Source organism: Maricaulis maris, from assembly GCF_049116555.1.
Taxonomy (GTDB): domain Bacteria; phylum Pseudomonadota; class Alphaproteobacteria; order Caulobacterales; family Maricaulaceae; genus Maricaulis; species Maricaulis maris_C.
The window spans coordinates 190803-207186 of record NZ_JAGDYT010000001.1 but is presented as its reverse complement, the minus strand read 5'-3'; the positions used below and the strand labels follow the sequence as shown (position 1 = coordinate 207186).

23 protein-coding genes are annotated in these 16384 nt (G+C 62.7%); 12 read left to right on the top strand and 11 right to left on the bottom strand.

What is annotated here, in order from left to right:
- Positions 1–11 precede the first annotated feature (11 nt).
- A complete protein-coding gene (locus JXQ94_RS00855) occupies positions 12–557 on the top strand; it encodes a DUF4269 domain-containing protein (protein ID WP_421921940.1) in 546 nt (181 codons plus the stop codon).
- Here the strand turns inward: JXQ94_RS00855 and JXQ94_RS00850 are convergent.
- Together JXQ94_RS00850 and JXQ94_RS00845 are read right to left on the bottom strand one after the other, a co-directional pair.
- Positions 554–1294: a 2OG-Fe(II) oxygenase gene (locus JXQ94_RS00850; RefSeq protein WP_421921939.1), complete on the bottom strand. Its 741-nt coding sequence runs from the start codon at positions 1292–1294 to the stop codon at positions 554–556. The two genes, JXQ94_RS00855 and JXQ94_RS00850, sit on opposite strands and share 4 nt — an antisense overlap.
- Before the next feature lie 100 nt (positions 1295–1394).
- Positions 1395–1718: a TraR/DksA family transcriptional regulator gene (locus JXQ94_RS00845; RefSeq protein WP_421921938.1), complete on the bottom strand. Its 324-nt coding sequence runs from the start codon at positions 1716–1718 to the stop codon at positions 1395–1397.
- 90 nt (positions 1719–1808) lie between these two features.
- On the opposite strand from JXQ94_RS00845, the gene JXQ94_RS00840 reads away from it, so the two are divergent.
- The 3 genes from JXQ94_RS00840 to JXQ94_RS00830 all read left to right on the top strand — a co-directional run bounded on the left by JXQ94_RS00840 (position 1809) and on the right by JXQ94_RS00830 (position 4741).
- A complete protein-coding gene (locus JXQ94_RS00840; RefSeq protein WP_421921937.1) occupies positions 1809–2306 on the top strand; it encodes a DinB family protein in 498 nt (165 codons plus the stop codon).
- A 93-nt stretch (positions 2307–2399) separates the two neighbouring features.
- Entirely contained in the window at positions 2400–3341 is a 942-nt protein-coding gene (locus tag JXQ94_RS00835; protein ID WP_421921936.1) for an ABC transporter ATP-binding protein, read from the top strand.
- Positions 3341–4741, top strand: coding sequence for an ABC transporter permease (locus JXQ94_RS00830; RefSeq protein WP_421921935.1), 1401 nt, complete (start codon positions 3341–3343; stop codon positions 4739–4741). Before JXQ94_RS00835 ends, JXQ94_RS00830 begins: the two co-directional genes overlap by 1 nt.
- Before the next feature lie 135 nt (positions 4742–4876).
- Here the strand turns inward: JXQ94_RS00830 and rpsU are convergent, their stop codons facing one another.
- Positions 4877–5158 carry a 30S ribosomal protein S21 gene (gene rpsU / locus JXQ94_RS00825; protein WP_366523930.1) on the bottom strand — a complete coding sequence of 94 codons (282 nt, stop codon included), beginning with the start codon at positions 5156–5158 and terminating at the stop codon, positions 4877–4879.
- Between the two features lie 46 nt (positions 5159–5204).
- Between rpsU and JXQ94_RS00820 the strand changes: the two genes are divergently transcribed.
- Positions 5205–5948 carry a COQ9 family protein gene (locus JXQ94_RS00820; protein WP_421921934.1) on the top strand — a complete coding sequence of 248 codons (744 nt, stop codon included), beginning with the start codon at positions 5205–5207 and terminating at the stop codon, positions 5946–5948.
- Positions 5949–6104: 156 nt separating this feature from the next.
- Positions 6105–6749: an alternative oxidase gene (locus tag JXQ94_RS00815; protein WP_421921933.1), complete on the top strand. Its 645-nt coding sequence runs from the start codon at positions 6105–6107 to the stop codon at positions 6747–6749.
- On the opposite strand, the gene JXQ94_RS00810 is transcribed toward JXQ94_RS00815, so the two are convergent.
- Genes JXQ94_RS00810 through purE form a run of 3 tightly spaced genes read right to left on the bottom strand, consistent with a single transcriptional unit; the run spans position 6746 to position 9171 of the window.
- Positions 6746–7525, bottom strand: coding sequence for a metallophosphoesterase (locus JXQ94_RS00810; RefSeq protein WP_421921932.1), 780 nt, complete (start codon positions 7523–7525; stop codon positions 6746–6748). The genes JXQ94_RS00815 and JXQ94_RS00810 overlap by 4 nt on opposite strands.
- A 40-nt stretch (positions 7526–7565) precedes the next feature.
- Positions 7566–8645 carry a 5-(carboxyamino)imidazole ribonucleotide synthase gene (locus JXQ94_RS00805; protein ID WP_421921931.1) on the bottom strand — a complete coding sequence of 360 codons (1080 nt, stop codon included), beginning with the start codon at positions 8643–8645 and terminating at the stop codon, positions 7566–7568.
- A gap of 4 nt (positions 8646–8649) precedes the next feature.
- Complete coding sequence (purE, locus tag JXQ94_RS00800) at positions 8650–9171, bottom strand: 5-(carboxyamino)imidazole ribonucleotide mutase (protein WP_421921930.1); 522 nt, start codon at positions 9169–9171, stop codon at positions 8650–8652.
- A 160-nt stretch (positions 9172–9331) separates the two neighbouring features.
- Here purE and JXQ94_RS00795 point away from each other — a divergent pair, with 160 nt between their 5' ends.
- A complete protein-coding gene (locus tag JXQ94_RS00795) occupies positions 9332–10075 on the top strand; it encodes a GGDEF domain-containing protein (RefSeq protein ID WP_421921929.1) in 744 nt (247 codons plus the stop codon).
- Positions 10076–10103: 28 nt separating this feature from the next.
- On the opposite strand, the gene JXQ94_RS00790 is transcribed toward JXQ94_RS00795, so the two are convergent.
- Positions 10104–10316 carry a YdcH family protein gene (locus JXQ94_RS00790; protein WP_295691900.1) on the bottom strand — a complete coding sequence of 71 codons (213 nt, stop codon included), beginning with the start codon at positions 10314–10316 and terminating at the stop codon, positions 10104–10106.
- A 175-nt stretch (positions 10317–10491) separates the two neighbouring features.
- A complete protein-coding gene (locus tag JXQ94_RS00785) occupies positions 10492–11079 on the bottom strand; it encodes a UbiX family flavin prenyltransferase (RefSeq protein WP_295691902.1) in 588 nt (195 codons plus the stop codon).
- 87 nt (positions 11080–11166) lie between these two features.
- Between JXQ94_RS00785 and JXQ94_RS00780 the strand changes: the two genes are divergently transcribed.
- From JXQ94_RS00780 to JXQ94_RS00770, 3 genes are all read left to right on the top strand, one after another.
- Positions 11167–11355 carry a YdcH family protein gene (locus tag JXQ94_RS00780; protein WP_421921928.1) on the top strand — a complete coding sequence of 63 codons (189 nt, stop codon included), beginning with the start codon at positions 11167–11169 and terminating at the stop codon, positions 11353–11355.
- 91 nt (positions 11356–11446) lie between these two features.
- A complete protein-coding gene (locus tag JXQ94_RS00775) occupies positions 11447–12313 on the top strand; it encodes a tetratricopeptide repeat protein (protein WP_421921927.1) in 867 nt (288 codons plus the stop codon).
- 108 nt (positions 12314–12421) lie between these two features.
- On the top strand, positions 12422–13222 hold the full coding sequence (locus JXQ94_RS00770; protein WP_421921926.1) for an SDR family NAD(P)-dependent oxidoreductase: 801 nt from the start codon (positions 12422–12424) through the stop codon (positions 13220–13222).
- 80 nt (positions 13223–13302) lie between these two features.
- Here the strand turns inward: JXQ94_RS00770 and JXQ94_RS00765 are convergent, their stop codons facing one another.
- Entirely contained in the window at positions 13303–13971 is a 669-nt protein-coding gene (locus JXQ94_RS00765) for a DUF1013 domain-containing protein (RefSeq protein ID WP_295694899.1), read from the bottom strand.
- A 168-nt stretch (positions 13972–14139) separates the two neighbouring features.
- On the bottom strand, positions 14140–15126 hold the full coding sequence (locus JXQ94_RS00760) for an NAD(P)H-quinone oxidoreductase (RefSeq protein ID WP_421921925.1): 987 nt from the start codon (positions 15124–15126) through the stop codon (positions 14140–14142).
- A gap of 58 nt (positions 15127–15184) precedes the next feature.
- On the opposite strand from JXQ94_RS00760, the gene JXQ94_RS00755 reads away from it, so the two are divergent.
- Entirely contained in the window at positions 15185–15382 is a 198-nt protein-coding gene (locus JXQ94_RS00755) for a DUF1192 domain-containing protein (protein WP_421921924.1), read from the top strand.
- Positions 15383–15461: 79 nt separating this feature from the next.
- The gene (locus tag JXQ94_RS00750; protein WP_421921923.1) at positions 15462–15989 is read left to right on the top strand and encodes a DUF1465 family protein; all 528 of its coding nucleotides are present in this window, start codon (positions 15462–15464) and stop codon (positions 15987–15989) included.
- Between the two features lie 87 nt (positions 15990–16076).
- On the opposite strand, the gene rpmE is transcribed toward JXQ94_RS00750, so the two are convergent.
- Positions 16077–16295 carry a 50S ribosomal protein L31 gene (rpmE, locus tag JXQ94_RS00745; protein WP_421921922.1) on the bottom strand — a complete coding sequence of 73 codons (219 nt, stop codon included), beginning with the start codon at positions 16293–16295 and terminating at the stop codon, positions 16077–16079.
- Positions 16296–16384 lie beyond the last annotated feature (89 nt).

Genomic DNA, 16384 nt, shown 5'->3' with positions numbered 1-16384 from the left:
AGATCGCCGCCATGAGCGATGAGCCCCTTCCCTGCAGCCAAGTGCGCCAGATCATGTCCCGTCACGGCCTGATGCGGCGTCTCGCAGCCTTCACCCCGCGCTGGGTCGGCTCCATCCCGCTGAATATTCACGGGCCGGGCGCGGATATTGATTTGGCCTGCTCGGCGACGACCGGGCTCGATACATTCAAGGCCGCCTTGTGTTCGCTGTGGCCGCATGCCGCCGTAAAGGACAATGTCCATGCCGGGGAAGCCTCGGTGATTGCAAAGTTCGAGCTTGAGGGCATACCGGTCGAGGTGTTTGGCCGGCTGCGGCCGGTTGAGACACATGAGAGCTATGTCCACTGGCTGGCCGAACATCGCCTGCTCCAGCTTGCCGAGGACCAGCTGAGGCTTGACATCCGGGCAGCCAAGGCCACCGGTCTCAAGACCGAGCCAGCCTTCGCGCAATGCCTGAAACTGGGCGGCGACGCCTATATGGAATTGCTGAAACTGGCCTCACCGGGCGATGAGGCGCTGCGGGCCCTCATCGGCCAGGCCGGGTACGCGACACGCTAGTCGCCCGCTTGCGGTCCCGGATCCTTGCCGGTTCGCAGCCAGCCAGTAATGGAAACGCGATGTGCGCTGACTGTCTTGGCGACCGGGGTCACTTCATGGGGCTGCGGCACCTTGAACAGGGACAGCGTATTGCCGCGCGGAACGAAATTCTCGATCACGCGACCATCCAGGGCCTGGAAGGCCAATGCCCCGCCCCAGTCCTTCTGCCACCCCTCGGTCAGTGTGAGGACAAAGGCGGCGACACGATTCTTGCCGGCCACGCCATCATCATGCGTGGTCAGGAAATGGCCCGCGCGGTAGCGGGTCAACTGGGCATCGGCAAAGCTGATATCCGGCGCATCCAGCACCGCGCGCATGGGGTCGAGAAACGCGGCGCTATTGAGCACACCGAACAGTTCGGCAAAGACCGGAGCCTCATCGCCCAGCACGCCGCCATGCCATTTGTCGTAGAGCGGATAGGTCTCGTAGAGATATTGAAAGCCCTGGGCTGCCCCGGCCCGGACACGGACATCAAACTCCTCGCGCTGCGCCTTGGGCATCTGCGCCATCGCCTCGGCATCGAGATCAAGATGCCGTCCGGCAAGACGGGTCACCAGCGTCCAGCGCGGGATTGCGTCGACCGCCTTGAGCAGGCGTGTATGGGCCGGGCCGAGCAGCGCATTATCGATCTGGCCGCGCGACAGTGCGCGCAGGTGATTGGCGGCGTCCTTGCAGCGGTCCGGTGTCAGGTCGAACATGATCTCATCCCTTCGCCTCCAGTCTTCCAGACCGCGCGGCCAGACAGAAGTGATAGATCAGCAATTTTCCGGTCCGATTGCAGTGGTCGACGCCAGGCCGTCAGGCGCAGGCGGCGCAGCGCGGGGCGGCGGGGTCGATCTCAAGGCGCGGCGGTTCTATGGCTTCCCCGCATTCCACACACCAGCCGAATTCATCCTCGTCGATCCGCGCCAGCGCGGCGTCTATACGGCGCAATTCCTGGACACGGCGGGCATTGGCGGCCTTCGCCATGGCCTGGACCTGCATGGAATCCTGACGCGAAAGTCGGCCGACCGATTGCTGGTCGAGTTCGACCGGCTTGCGGTCCTCGCTGGAGGCGTCGGAATGATCGAGCAATTCCTGGCGCAGGGCGTTGAGCCGTGCGCGGGCATCTTCAGGGGTCATGTATCCTCACCCTTGCGTGCCAAGACGGCGCAGGCACTATCGGCCTCCGATTGCCCCGCGGCCAGCGCCGCGCACAGCCTGGAGCCCGCCATGCGTGATCACTTCCTGCAACTCGCCGATTACAATGCCTGGGCCAATCGCCGCATCTACGACGCGGCACGCGAAATCGGAGCCCAGGCACGGACGCGCGATATCGGCGCCTATTTCGGCTCCCTGCAGGGCACGTTGACCCATATTCTGGTCGCCGACCAATTGTGGATGGCGCGTTTGCTGGCCCAGCCGGCCCCTTATGCAAGGCTGGACGAGACGCCGACCGACGTGTTCGAGACTTTGTGGACAGCCCGGCGCGACCAGGACGCGGCAACCTATGCCTTCATTTCCGGACTGGATGACACCGCCATCGCCGCCGAGCTGGCCTACCGCGACATGTCAGAAATGCCGCGACGCCTGCCACGCCGGATCATCCTTACACACATGTTCAATCACGCGACCCACCACCGTGGTCAGGCCCATCACCAGCTCACCCAGCTTGGCCTGGCCGAGCCGCCACCGCTGGACCTGCCCTATTTCGTGCTCGACCTTGTGTGAGGATACGCCACGGGGGACGCTGTGCTGCGCAATACCGGTGGTGACAGGCGGCCAGGCTGACTAGGCTCCGCAGCGATCAGAATAGGGGGCATTATGTCCGAGACCATTCTCGAACTGTCGAACGTTTCCAAGACGTTCAACGGCAAACCGGCTGTGCGCGATGTCAGTTTTGGCGTCCAGCGCGGCCGCATCACCGGTTTTCTCGGCCCGAACGGTGCCGGCAAGACCACAAGCCTGCGCATGTCGCTGGGTATTCTGACACCCGACAGTGGCTCGGTGAGCCTGTTCGGAGGCAAGCCGCGGCCAGCCGCCCTCGACCGTGTCGGCTTCCTGCCGGAAGAGCGCGGCATCTATCGCAAGATGAAGGTGATCGATGTCATCACCTTCTTCGCCCGCCTGAAGGGTGTTGGCGCTGCTGAGGCTCGCAAGCGCGGCCTTGCCATGCTGGAGGAGTTCGAGCTTCCCGGCGTCGCCGACAGCAAGGTGAAGACCCTCTCCAAGGGCATGGCCCAGAAGGTTCAGATCATCTCGACCCTGGTGCACGAGCCGGAGTTCATCATTCTCGACGAGCCCTTCTCGGGCCTCGACCCGGTCAACCAGAACGCGCTCGAACAGATCGTCCGTCGTCAGGCGGAGGCGGGGCGCACCGTTCTTTTCTCGACCCATGTCATGGAACATGCCGAACGCCTGTGCGACCAGATCGTGCTGGTCGCCAAGGGCCGCAAGGTCTTCGATGGCAGCGTCAAGCAGGCGCTGGGCGAGGTGCCGCGCCGGGTGACCGTGGAGGTCACCTCCGACCATGACCTCAGACAACTCCTCGTCGGGAAAGGCCAGGTCGCGCGCGAGGCACCGGTCGACGGCAATGCCGTCTGGACCATTGACCTCGCGTCTGGCGCCGATGCCCAGGACGTACTGAAGGCTTGTGTCGACGGCGGCGTGAAGCTCGCCCGCTTCGAGCCCGTACGCGCGCATCTGCACGATGCCTTTGTCCATCTTGTCGGCTCGAGCGCCGCAGCCGAAACGGAGACTGTGTGATGCGTGCCATCTATCTCATAGCCCGCCGCGAATTCCTCTCCTACGTCGCGACCTGGGGCTTCTGGCTGTCACTCGCCTCAGTGCCCATGTTCATGGCGCTGGGGATCGGCATGCCGATCCTGATCGAGAACTCCCAACCGACCCGCTATTACGTCCTCGTTGACGAGACAGGCGGCACGCTGGAGGCGGCCCTGGAAACCCAGGCCGAGGCCAGCCGGGCCGAAGCGCTGGAGCGAGCACGCGAAGCGGCTCAAGCAATGTTCGGCGACCTGCCCCAGATCGAAGCTGCGCTCGCTTCCCAAACACAGTTTTCAGACGAGCGCTATTTGCGCGTTGATGTCGGCGAGACCGAATTGGAGGCGCTTCGACCCTATCTGAACGGGAGCGCAAGCTTTACAGCAGCCGATGGCGAGCACGACCTGTTCGCCGTCATCTTTTTGCGCCAGGGCGCGGATGGTGCGATTGAGGTGGATTACTGGAGCACCAATCTCTCGGACGGTAATTTGCGGTCGCAGATTCGCAACTCGCTGCGCAATCACATGCAGACCCAATATCTCATCGATGCTGGTGTAAACCCGCAATTGATCGAGACCGCCGACGACCTCTCACCCACGGTGCGCGAACTCAACCCCGAGCGCTCCGGCGACACGGCTGAGGTGACCGAGGCGGACAGGATTCCACTCTTTGTGAGCTTGTTCACAGCCCTTGGTCTCTGGGTCATCATCTTCTCGGTCGTCAACATGCTGCTGAGCGCCATGATCGAGGAGAAGGGCAACAAGATCCTGGAAATGATGCTGGCATCGACCCGGCATCACGAGATCCTGACTGGCAAGCTGCTCGGCGTCGCCGCGGTGTCAGCCACACTGCTGGTTGTCTGGGGCGGAATGGGCCTGCTGGGTACGATCGGCATGCAACAGGTCGCAGCCTCAGCCGACATGCCGATCGCGGAGATTCTGGCTGCCGTGCTCAACCCCGGCCTGCTATTGCCGGCCCTGGGTTATTTCATCATCGGCTATCTGATGTATGGCGCGCTTTTCCTGGCCATCGGTTCGCTGTGCGAAACCCTGCAGGACGCCCAGACCCTGATGACCCCGATGATGCTGGTCATGATGGTCCCGATCTTCCTGGTCATGATGGCCTTCGAATCCCCGGACTCGCCGGTCGTCGCAATCGCCAGCTGGGTGCCGCTTTGGACCCCCTTCATCATGCTGGCGCGCCTGCCGCACGAAGTCGGCATGGTCGAAGTCGTTGGCACCAGTGCCGCGATGATCGCTTTCGCCGCCTTCGTGATCTGGGGCTCCGGCATCCTGTTCCGCATGGGCGCGCTCAACCAGGCCAACCAGGATACGGTGAAGGGCTGGTTCGGGATGGGCGGCGAGAAAAAGCCTGCCGCCTCCTGACGCACCGGTCGCCGGCTGCCCTTCGGGGCGGCCGGTGGGCACCGTCAGGCGCTCCCTGAATCCCGGGCAAAAGGAAACCGCCGTGCCCGATCGGACACGGCGGTTTCACTTTACTCGCAATGAGGTCTGGCGACCCTAGCGGCGCGCGCTGCCACCGCCACGCTTGGCGATCAGGCCTTCGCGCTGTGCCCGCTTGCGGGCCAACTTACGCGCCCGGCGAATGGCTTCAGCCTTCTGGCGAGCCTTTTTCTCCGAGGGCTTCTCGTAATGATTACGACGCTTCATTTCGCGGAAAGTACCTTCCCGCTGCATCTTCTTTTTCAGCGCGCGGAGCGCTTGCTCCACGTTATTGTCGCGCACAACGATCTGTACGATGGCTCTCTCTCCATTAGGTTGGACGCGAGGGCCATTCCTCACGCCGCTAGTTCGCCAGAGGCGGGGCTACTAGCAGGCCTGCGACCACGTGTCCACACTATCAGCACACACGGGCGAGGTGACGAAGTCACTGCACTGGTCTAGACAGATCGACATGATGGAAGCCGATACCCTGCCCCGCTCCGTGAAGGATAGCACACGCGACGCGCTTTTAGAGTCGATTCTACCGTTGGCCGCCTTTGATGGCTGGACCGATGACAGTTTCGACCAGGCCTGCGCCGATGCCGGCATAGACAAGGGCCAGGCCCGGCTGGCCTGCCCGCGGGGATCGCTCGATCTGATCGCGCGCTGGTCGAGACAACTCGATCAAGCCGTTGTGGCCGCCGTGCGAGAGGCGGACATCAAGGCGATGAAGATCCGCGAGCGGGTCCGATTCGGTGTGATGGCCCGACTGGAAGCCATCGGCACGCATGAAGAAGCCGCCCGCAGGGCGCGTTCCCGCCTGATGCTGCCGGATGCCGCCAGCGAGGCGCCGCAGCTCCTCTGGGCGACGGCAGACACGATCTGGCGGGCCATTGGCGACACATCCACCGATGTGAACTTCTATTCCAAGCGCACCATCCTCGCCGGCGTCTATGGCTCGACCCTGTCGAGCTGGCTCAATGAGGCCGACACGGAGAAGCAGGAAGCCCAGGCCTTCCTCGATCGCCGGATCCAGAATGTGATGGATTTCGAGAAAACCAAGGCCAATATCGCCAAGCTGACAGCGGAGCTGCCAGACCTCGCCGGCCTGCTGGGAAAGCTGCGGCACGGCCCGGGCCCCCGGGTCTAGTCCACCCGGTCCCGGCATTTCCCCGGTTTAAATCCACGCCGACAATACCCACATTCGGTTTGCGAGTTTTATCGACGCGCGGCGCCGTGCCACCTGTCGCCCGCCCTGCGCCGGGCGCATTGTCCTGGCATGCACCGTCCCAACCGGGAGACCGACATGCCAACGACGGACCACATCATTCTCGACCGGCATCGCAAGCCGGAAGGCCTTGGCGACCACTTCGCCTTCGGCTTCGTGAAATTCCTGCGCTTCATTGCCGACACTTTCTTTGCCAAGCGCTATGGCCACCGCGCGGTGGTGCTGGAAACCGTCGCCGCGGTGCCCGGCATGGTCGGCGGCTTGTTGCAGCACCTCAAGGCGATACGCCGGATTCGCGATGATGAAGGCTGGATTCGCACCCTGCTGGACGAGGCGGAGAATGAGCGCATGCACCTGATGACCTTCATCGAGATCGCCAAGCCAACCCTGTTCGAGCGCATCGTCATCATGATCGTCCAGGCGATCTTCTATAATTGCTATTTCTTCCTCTACCTCTTCGCCCCGCGTACGGCGCACCGGGTGGTCGGCTATTTCGAAGAAGAGGCGGTGATCAGCTACACGCAATATCTCGAAGGCATCGATGCCGGAAAGCACGAAAATGTGCCGGCCCCGCAGATCGCCATCGATTACTGGAAACTTCCCGCCAATGCCCGACTGCGCGATGTCGTGGTGGCGGTCCGGGCCGATGAGGCCGGCCATCGCGACGTCAATCACGACTATGCCGACCAGCTGAGCCGGAAGCCGCGCGAACAGACAGCCTAATTTTCGGCCGCCGACCAGCGCGGTGAATGGAACCAGGTATTGTGCGCCTCGACCTGGACCAGATCGCGCTCTGGCCAGCGCAAGGCTGTCAGGTGGCCGCCAAAGACACAGCCGGTATCAATGCAGAGGACATTATTGCGCTCGCGCACTTGCGGCTCGGCGACATGGCCGTGCACGACGGTCGGCTCGCCCACATAATTACGCGCCCAGTCATGCCGGACCGGCAGGCCGTGATGGTCACGCTCGCCGGTGACCTCTCCATACATGGCAAACGTGCGCACGCGTCGCGTGTCCTCGCCATGCATGTCGGCGGTAACGCCGGCATGGGCCACAATCAGCGCACCTTCGTCCAGGATCAGGTGATGCGGCAGGGAGTCGATAAAGTTGGCCATGTCGCGGTGAAACGCGTCCGACTCGGCGGCCATCTGTTCGATGGTCTCCTCGATCCCGTGCGTGATTTTGACGTCGCGACCGGCCAGCCATCGCCGGAACTTGTCGTCATGATTGCCGACCACGCAATAGCCACGCCCCGCCGTCACGGTCGCATGCACGGTACGGAGAACGCCGGGACTGTCCGGCCCCCGATCAACGAGATCGCCGAGAAAAACCGGCCGGCGCCCGTCCGGGTGATGCCAGTCATGCACACCACGCCGGTCATAGCCGAGGGTTTCGAGCAGAACCGCAAGCTCGTCGAAGCAACCGTGAATATCGCCAATCAGGTCGAACGGTCCGCGGTCATCAATATAGGCGCGCGGGTCGGGGGGCGTTCGCATCATGCCCTTAACATAAGGGGTCCGGCGGGCTTTGTAAGGAGGCTCAGAGCGCCGACAACCGATTCACATGACCCATCTTGCGGCCGGCGCGGATTTCGCGCTTGCCGTAGAGGTGGAGGCGAACCTGCGGGTCAGCACTGAGGGCTGCCCAGCCATCGGCATCATGGCCGATGAGATTGGTCATCACGCAGGCCGAATGCGCAGCCGGGTCACCCAGCGGCCAGCCGGCAACAGCGCGCATATGCTGTTCAAACTGGCTGCAGCCGCAGCCATCCATGGTCCAGTGACCGGTATTGTGAACCCGCGGCGCGATCTCATTGACGATCAATTCGCCATCGCCGAGATCAAAGAGCTCCACCGCAAACACGCCGACATGCTCGAGGCCATCTCCCAGGGCCCGGGCAATTGCCAGGGCGCGGTCCTGGGTCTTCCTGTCGAGGCCGGGCGCCGGGGCAGTGGTCGTCTTCAGTATGCCGTCGCCATGGACATTCTCGGCCAGCGGGAAGGCCAGGACCTCGCCGGTCACCGAGCGGGCAGCCACGACGGACAATTCGCGCTTGAAGGCTGCTGCGCCCTCCAGAATGGCCGCCTGGCCACCAATGGCCTCCCAGGCCGCCCCGGCATCCTCGACCTCACGGATCCAGGCCTGGCCCTTGCCATCATAACCAAAGCGCCGGGTCTTCAGCACAGCCGGCAGGCCAATATTCTCGATCGCCGCTTCCAGGCTGTCGACATCATCGACCTGGGCAAAGGGAACCGTCTTCACGCCCTGTCGATTGATAAAGTGCTTCTCGATGAAGCGGTCCTGGGTCAGTTCCAGCGACCTGGCGCCGGGTCGCAGCGACGCTGCCGCGGCGGCGATGGCTACGGTCTCGACCGGGACATTCTCGAACTCATAGGTGATGGCATCGCAGCGACTGGCAAAGTTCGCGACCGCGCCGGCATCATCCCACGGCGCACAATAGCTGCGCGCGGCGACGCGACTGGCCGGACAATCGGGTTCGGGATCATAGATGTGGACGTCAAAGCCCAGCGCGGCGCCGGCATTGGCCAGCATGCGACCCAACTGACCGCCGCCGAGAATACCGATCACACTGCCCGGTGCCAGCGGCGCATCGCTCATCGCATCAGTCCTCGACTGTCACCGGAACACTATCGGTCTGCGCCTGACGCCAGGCATCCAGACGCTCGGCCAGGCCCGTATCCATCAAAGAGAGGATGGAGGCCGCCAGAAGGCCGGCATTCTTCGCGCCCGCATCGCCAATGGCCAGTGTCCCGACGGGCACGCCACCGGGCATCTGGACGATGGAGAGCAGACTATCCTGCCCGTTCAACGCCTTGGACTTCACAGGAACGCCGAGAACGGGAAGCGAGGTCATCGAAGCGACCATGCCGGGCAGGTGTGCGGCGCCACCGGCACCCGCGATCACGACCTTGACGCCGCGCTCCCGCGCCGTCCTGGAAAAACTGACCAGCCGATCCGGCGTCCGATGTGCGGACACGACCTGGGCGTCGAAGCTGATTCCCAACTCTTCGAGAATGGCAGCGGCCTTCCCCATGGTCGGCCAATCAGAGCGCGAACCCATGACGATGGCGACATCGACGGCTGATGTGGAGAGGTCGGTGGAGGACGGCGAAACTACGCTCATGACGCTTCCTGCGCGTGAAAAGGAAGCGCGCGACCATAGCTCTGCGCGCGTGAAGGTCAAGAAGATCCAGCAAGGCAAGGGCAAGACGGGCCCGCGCTTGACCGTTTCTTAACCACAACTCGCGAGCCTAGGTGCGAACAGATTCGAATAGGATCGAGCCATGCGCATCGGACCGACCAGCCCAACCGGGAATGTCTCCCGCCCCGGAAAAACCGAAACTGCCCGCAAGTCCGGCACGGCGAGCGCGAGTCCGCCCACCTCGGATGCCGCCTCGATCATGGGTGTTCCGGAAGCGGAACTGACACCCAATGTCCAGCGCGCCCTGCTTTCATTGATGGGCGAAGTTGATCAGCTCCGCAAGGAAACCGAACGCTTGCGCGGCCGCGTCCGCGAACTGGAATCCCTGGCTGATCACGACGTCATGCTGCCCGTCCTGAACCGCCGCGCCTTCCTGCGCGAAGTCAGCCGCGCCCTCGCCCTGGCCGAACGCCATAATGCACCGTCTGCCCTGGTCTATTTCGACCTCAACGGCTTCAAGGCAATCAATGACGATTATGGCCATGCCGCCGGCGACGCCGCGCTGCATCATGTCGCCAACCTGCTGACCGCCCATGTGCGCGAGACCGATGCGGTTGGCCGCCTTGGCGGCGACGAGTTTGCGGTCGTGTTGACCCTGACCGGCGCCGATGGCGCTGAAAGCAAGGCCCGTGAGCTCGCCGAGCGCGTCTCGACGACACCTTTCGACTACGCCGGACGCAAGCTGACGGTGGGAACGGCCTGGGGCTGCCAGCCCTTGATGGCCGGACACAAGGCCGAGGACATCATGGCGAGCGCGGATGCGGCCATGTATGCCTGCAAGCAATCACAGAAGTCCGAACAGGACGAAAAACGCAGGCAGGCCTGATCGCCCGGCCGGATGGTCGGCTGCAGATTCAAGCGATGATGTCGGGCGTGATCTGGTCTTCGAGCTGCGAGATCTGATCCTTGATCCGTAGCTTTTCTTTCTTCAGACGGGCGAATTTGAGCTGATCGATCACCCCGTTCTCGGCCAGGACATCGACTTCGTGATTGAGGGTTTCATGCTGCTCCCGCAGGCGCTCGATCCGGTCGGTCAGGGCCTGCTGGTCCAGGAATTCTCCATCCATTCCTCAGCCGTCTCTTTCTGATCTGGTTCTGATCTTGTTTTGATCAACATCGTCCGGCCACCGGACCGGCCACCACGAGTGGCGGCCCACTCAGCCGCGAATGGCGAAGCGCATAAGGTACCGCCATTCGCGGGTCAAATAAATCGCCGATCGCGCTGCAGGTGCGAACATCGCCCTAACGGCGACCACCTTCGAGATCCTCGCCCCAGCGCCGGGTCCCGTCCCAGTCCAGTCCGAACAGGTCCAGTGCCCGCCCGACCGATTGATCAACCAGATCGTCAATACAGGTTGGCTTGGCGTAAAAGGCCGGCAGAGGCGGGCAAATCACGGCTCCCATCTCGGTCAACGCTTCCATTGTGCGCAGATGACCAAGGTGGAAGGGCGTCTCGCGCACCATGAGAACAAGGCGTCGCCGCTCCTTGAGCACCACGTCTGCGGCGCGTGTCAGGAGGCTTGATGTCACACCTGTCGCGATTTCGGACATGGTCTTCACAGAGCATGGCGCGATCAACATGCCGCGCGTCGCAAAGGAGCCCGAAGCGATCGGCGCGCCCACATCGGGCATTTTGTAGACATGGTCAGCCTTGGCCCGGAAGTCCTTGATGGAAAACTCGGTTTCATACCCAAGCGTCATCTCGGCAGCCTTCGAGGCGACCAGATGTGTCTCGACACCCAGCGCCTTCAGCGCTTCCATTGCCCGTATCCCGTAAATGATGCCGGAAGCGCCCGACACTCCGACAATCATCCGATCCGGCTTCACCATCTTCTAACCTCGAAACGTTTCGTGAATAGACATAAGGCGGGAACATGCTTCAATCGAGGTTCCACTTCACAAAAGGGAGACGTCTCCATGCCCATCGAAGCCCGCATCCGTGAGCTCGACGCTAAGCACACGCGTCTGGATACACAAATCGACGAGGTCACGAAGCACCCGTCGGCGGATTCCCTGGAACTGGCGCGACTCAAGAAACAAAAGCTCAGGCTCAAGGAGCAGATAGAAAGTTTGCGACTATCGGCGCACGAGACGCTGACGGGTTAGCGGATTACATCAGAGCAATTATCTGTGGGGCGGCTTTCGGGCCGCCCTTTTTGCGCGCTACACTGACCATCAGGTTATCACGGAGTTGTTGATGCGTTTTCCCGCCGCCCTGGCCGCCCTCGCCCTCATGCTGCCCGCCGGCCTGGCGCCGGCGCATGCCCAGACCGGGGTTGAGACGCCCGCCTGTTCCGCCGGGAGCGCTGCGCTCGGTCTGGGCGATCATGAAGAAGCTGTCCGCCTGCTGCGCGAATGCCTCGATGCAGCCGAGCTGGAGATGAACCAGGAAATTGCCGTCTATGCCGCTCTCGGGGCCGCGTTGCTGGCTCAGCAGGATTTCCAGGCCGCGCTTGAGGCGTATAATTTTGCCTTCGCCATAGTCGAGACACGGGGCGGCCGCATGGTCGAGCCGACCCTCTACCGCAATCGTGGTATCGCCCGCTCCGAGCTTGGCCAATATGACGGCGCTTTGGATGACCTCGCGCTGGCCGCCAGGGCCGCGCCGGATGACACGCTGACCCATGTCTCCCTGGGCGTTGTCTATCAGGCCCTCGACCGGGACGCGGAAGCCGTGGTCGCCTTCGACAATGTCGTCCGCCTTGAACCGGACTGGATCGGTGCCTGGATCAATCGTTCCGGCGCGCTGCTTGACGCGGGCATGACCCGGTCCGCCGTCGACGATGCACGCCGCGCGGTCGAGCTCGATCCGGCCGATGGCAACGCGCTTAACATGCTGTGCTGGACCCTGATCCAGGATAGCCGGGCCGAGACCGCGCTGCCACTATGCGAGCAGGCTGTCGCGGCCGAGCCGGAGGTGGGCGCCATCGTCCATTCACACGCTGCGGCCCTCGAAGCACTCGGCCGCCTGGACGAAGCCCTACCGCTCTATCGTCGCGCCTGGCAGCTCTCACCGGATGACCCGGAAATCACCGAAGACTATGAGCGCACCCATAATCCCTGAGCCCGGGTCGGGTTCGGGGACTTCTGCGATGGATTGCCAGCCGCCCCCGCCTGTGCAAGGTCAGCATCTGGTGGTCACGCGCAAGCGTGGCGGCAATGAGGATTGAGCATGGGTGATCGCGTCGCAATCGTAACCGGAGGGGCCAATGGTATCGGCAAGGCCTGTGCCCGTCGTCTCTCTGAAGATGGCTGCCATGTCGTCATCGCCGATATCGACACGCATGCCGGCCAGGCCCTGGCCGACGAGCTCGGGGCCGACAAGGGCAAGGCACTCTTCGTGTCCTGCAATGTCGCCGACCGGCTTGCCGTGAATAATCTCCTGTCGGAGACCCGCTCCACTTTCGACCGTCTCGATGTGCTGGTGAACAATGCCGGTATCGTGGCAAGCGGCAATATTCTCGACCTGTCCGAGGCCGATTTCGACAAGGTGATGGGCGTCAATCTGCGCGGGGCCTTCCTGGTCGCGCGCGAAGCCGCCCGCCAGATGGTCGACCAGATCGAGGAAGATGGCGAACGCGCCGAAGACGTGCGCCGCCGCTATGCCATCATCAACATGTCTTCGGTCAATGGCGTGATGGCGATCCCGGACCAACTGGCCTATTGCGCCACCAAGGGCGCCATCAACCAGATGACAAAGTCCATGGCGCTCGGCCTGGCCAAATACGGCATTCGTGTCAACGCGATCGGCCCGGGCAGCATCAATACCGATGTCCTCAAGGCAGTGAATGACAATCCCGAGGCGATGGACAAGATCATGTCACGCACCCCGCTTCAGCGGATCGGTGACCCAGACGAGATTGCCTCGGTCGCCTCCTTCCTCGCCTCCAAGGATGCCAGCTACATCACAGGCACGACCATTTACGCCGATGGTGGTCGCCTCGCGATGAACTACACCGTCCCCAGGGGCTGATCAGGCACCAAAGGCAATAGATAGAAAAAAGGCCTGGAACCAGTGGGTTCCAGGCCTTTTCGTGTCGGGTTTGTAACCGGCTATTCAGACTTGTTGCCACCAAACAGGGTTTCCAGGTCGATCTCGGCTTCCTGGACCGGCTTCTCTTCAGCCTGGTGCAGATCTTCCTGGGCCTTGAGCGTGTCGGTCAGCAGCTCCGGGTTTTCTTCCTCGAGCTTGCGGCGACGCGAAGACGCCTTCTTGACCTGCTCATCCAGGTCGATCTGGGTGCACAGACCCAGCGACACCGGGTCCGTCGGCTTGATGTTGGACGAATTCCAGTGGCTGCGCTCGCGCACGGCCTGGATGGTCGTCTTGGTCGTGCCGATCAGCTTGGAGATCTGGGCGTCGGCCAGTTCCGGGTGATTGCGGACAAGCCAGGCAATTGCGTCAGGACGGTTCTGGCGACGCGAGAGCGGCGTATAGCGCGGGCCACGACGCTTGGCCGGCTGGTGAAGCTCGGAATATTTCGGCTTCACGACCGTCATGCGGTATGTATCCGTGTTCTCGGCTTTCTCGATCTCTTCGCGGGTCAGCTGACCGTTGGAAATCGGATCGGCACCACGCACGCCTACGGCGACGTCGCCATCGGCGATGCCCTTCACTTCCAGCGGATGCAAACCGCAGAAATCGGCGATCTGATCGAAGGTCAGCGAGGTGTTGTCGACGAGCCAGACAGCCGTGGCTTTCGGCATCAGGATCTCGGTCATGGTCTCAGCTCCCAGGGGAATGGCAAACAGGGCAGAAAAACAAAAAAAGCCCGACGCGGCGGCCGGGCTTGGGCTTCCGACGCTGGCGGCAGGATCTGCACCATCCAGCGATTTGTGCCTTATATAACGCAGACGCCGGGCCGTGGAAAGCGGGGCCCTGCGCACAATTCAGTCCGTGAGAAGAATTTTTCCAGCATGGGCACCCGAGTCCAGACGCGCATGAGCGGCGCGCACATCTTGCAGGGCAAAGCGGCTGTCAATGACCGGAGCAAGCTGTCCGCTGGCGATCCAGGGCCAGACCGTTTGGCGCACCGCGGCGGCGAGTCGGGCCTTCTCCTCGACCGGTCGGGCGCGCAGGGTGGAACCCGTCAGCGTCAACCGCTTGAGCATGACGCGCATCAGATCGAGCTCGACGCGGCTGCCCGTGAGAAAGGCGATGGAGACGATCCGTCCGCCCATGCGCGCGCAATTGATATTCTTCTGGACGTAGCGCCCGCCAACCATGTCGAGGATAACATCGGCACCCCCGGCCTCATTGACCACAGCCTCGAAGTCAGCAGTCCGGTAGTTGATCGCGATATCCGCCCCCAGCTTCTCGCACAGGGAAACCTTGTCCGCGGTGCCGGCAGACGCGATGACGCGTGCACCCGCAGCCTTGGCCATCTGGATCGCCGTCGAGCCGATCCCGCTTGTGCCGCCGTGAACCAGACATGTTTCACCGTGCGACAGGGCGCCAATCTCGAACACATTCGTCCAGACCGTGAACACCGTTTCGGGCAGACCAGCGGCGTCGGCCACGCTCACGCTGTCCGGAACCGGCAGGACCGAGCCGACCGGTGCGACAGACCAGTCCGCATAACCGCCGCCAGCGACCAGGGCGCAGACCGGATCACCGATCGCAAACCCGTCCACGCCCTCGCCCAGCGCGTCGACATGCCCGGAGACTTCAAGGCCCAGGCCTTCCGGCGCACCGGCAGGCGCCGGGTAGAAACCCAATCGTTCAATCTGGTCGGGACGATTGATGCCGCGCGCAACATTGCGAATGCGGATTTCTCCCGGACCGGGTGTTGGAACAGGCCGCGACACCACGTCCAGCACGTCAGGCCCACCGGGTTCGCGGGCGATCACGATGCGGTTCCGGGCAGATTCGGTCATGGGACTTTGCCTTCCATGGCGCTATGCTGAGCCCCCAACCAGATGTGGAGGCCGACCCATGTTCCATGATGAGGAGAGCATCGCAAGCCAGCGCGCCAAACAGGGCATCATCCCGGGCGAGGATCTGACCGCGCTTTCGCTTGACGATCTGGCCGAGCGTCGGACCCTTCTGGAGGCGGAAATCCGACGGATCGACGAGATTACTGAAAAAAAGAAGGCTGGCCTGAACGCTGCGGACGCCGTGTTTAAACTTTGATCAAACTCTTTGGTCAGACTGGCCCGAGCCTTGCTACGATTCGCTCGTAATCCGTGATCGACGCCTGAATGGACGCGTAATGACCGATAGTCACACACCGACCCTTTTTCCCGCCGGCGGCGCGCCTGCCGCGCGGGCCCAGGACTTTGCCGCTTCGGAGATGTTCCAGAAACTCTTCCGCGAGGGCATGGACCTGGTTGAAGAGACGGCCAGCTATCTCGATGGTCCGGGGCGCGACGACTCCAAGGCGCTCGACCGAGCCGGCGCCCTGTCCTACGCGACAGAGAGCATGAAACTCACTACCCGCCTGATGCAGGCCGCCTCCTGGCTGCTGGCCCAACGCGCTGTCGCCGAGGGTGAAATGGAGGCCGAGCACGCGACCGACGGCAAGTATCGCCTGGCCGCGGATCGTCCGAGCGAAAATCTCTGGCCGGAGGGCGAAACACCACCCGCCATTCTAGCCGACCTCGTCCGTCGCTCACGCTCCCTTTATGACCGGCTGAAGCGGATTGACGACAATCTCTATGTCGATGGCGTGATCGAGGCGGAGGCCAATCCGGTAGCCGACCAGATGGCCATGCTGCGCGGTGCCTTCGGCCAGCGCTGACACGTCATTGGCCTGATAATCGGACAGAAAAAAGCCCGCTCCAGAAGGAGCGGGCTTTTTCTTGCGTCGCAAGGGACGTTGAAAGGCTTACGCGAAGCCCTTGAACTTGTCCTTGAAGCGCGAAACGCGGCCGCCGCGGTCCAGCAGGTGCTGATTGCCGCCGGTCCAGGCCGGGTGCGACGTCGGATCGATGTCGAGATTGATCGTATCGCCTTCCTTGCCCCAGGTGGATTTGGTCTGGAAGGTGGTCCCGTTGGTCATCACGACGTTGACGACGTGATAATCGGGATGGGTATCCTTTTTCATCGGTCCGGCTTTCTCTTGACCGCCGCGCAACGAGATTACGTTGCCCCGCACGCAGCTCATATAAACTCAGGAGCGGGGCTAGTAGCTGA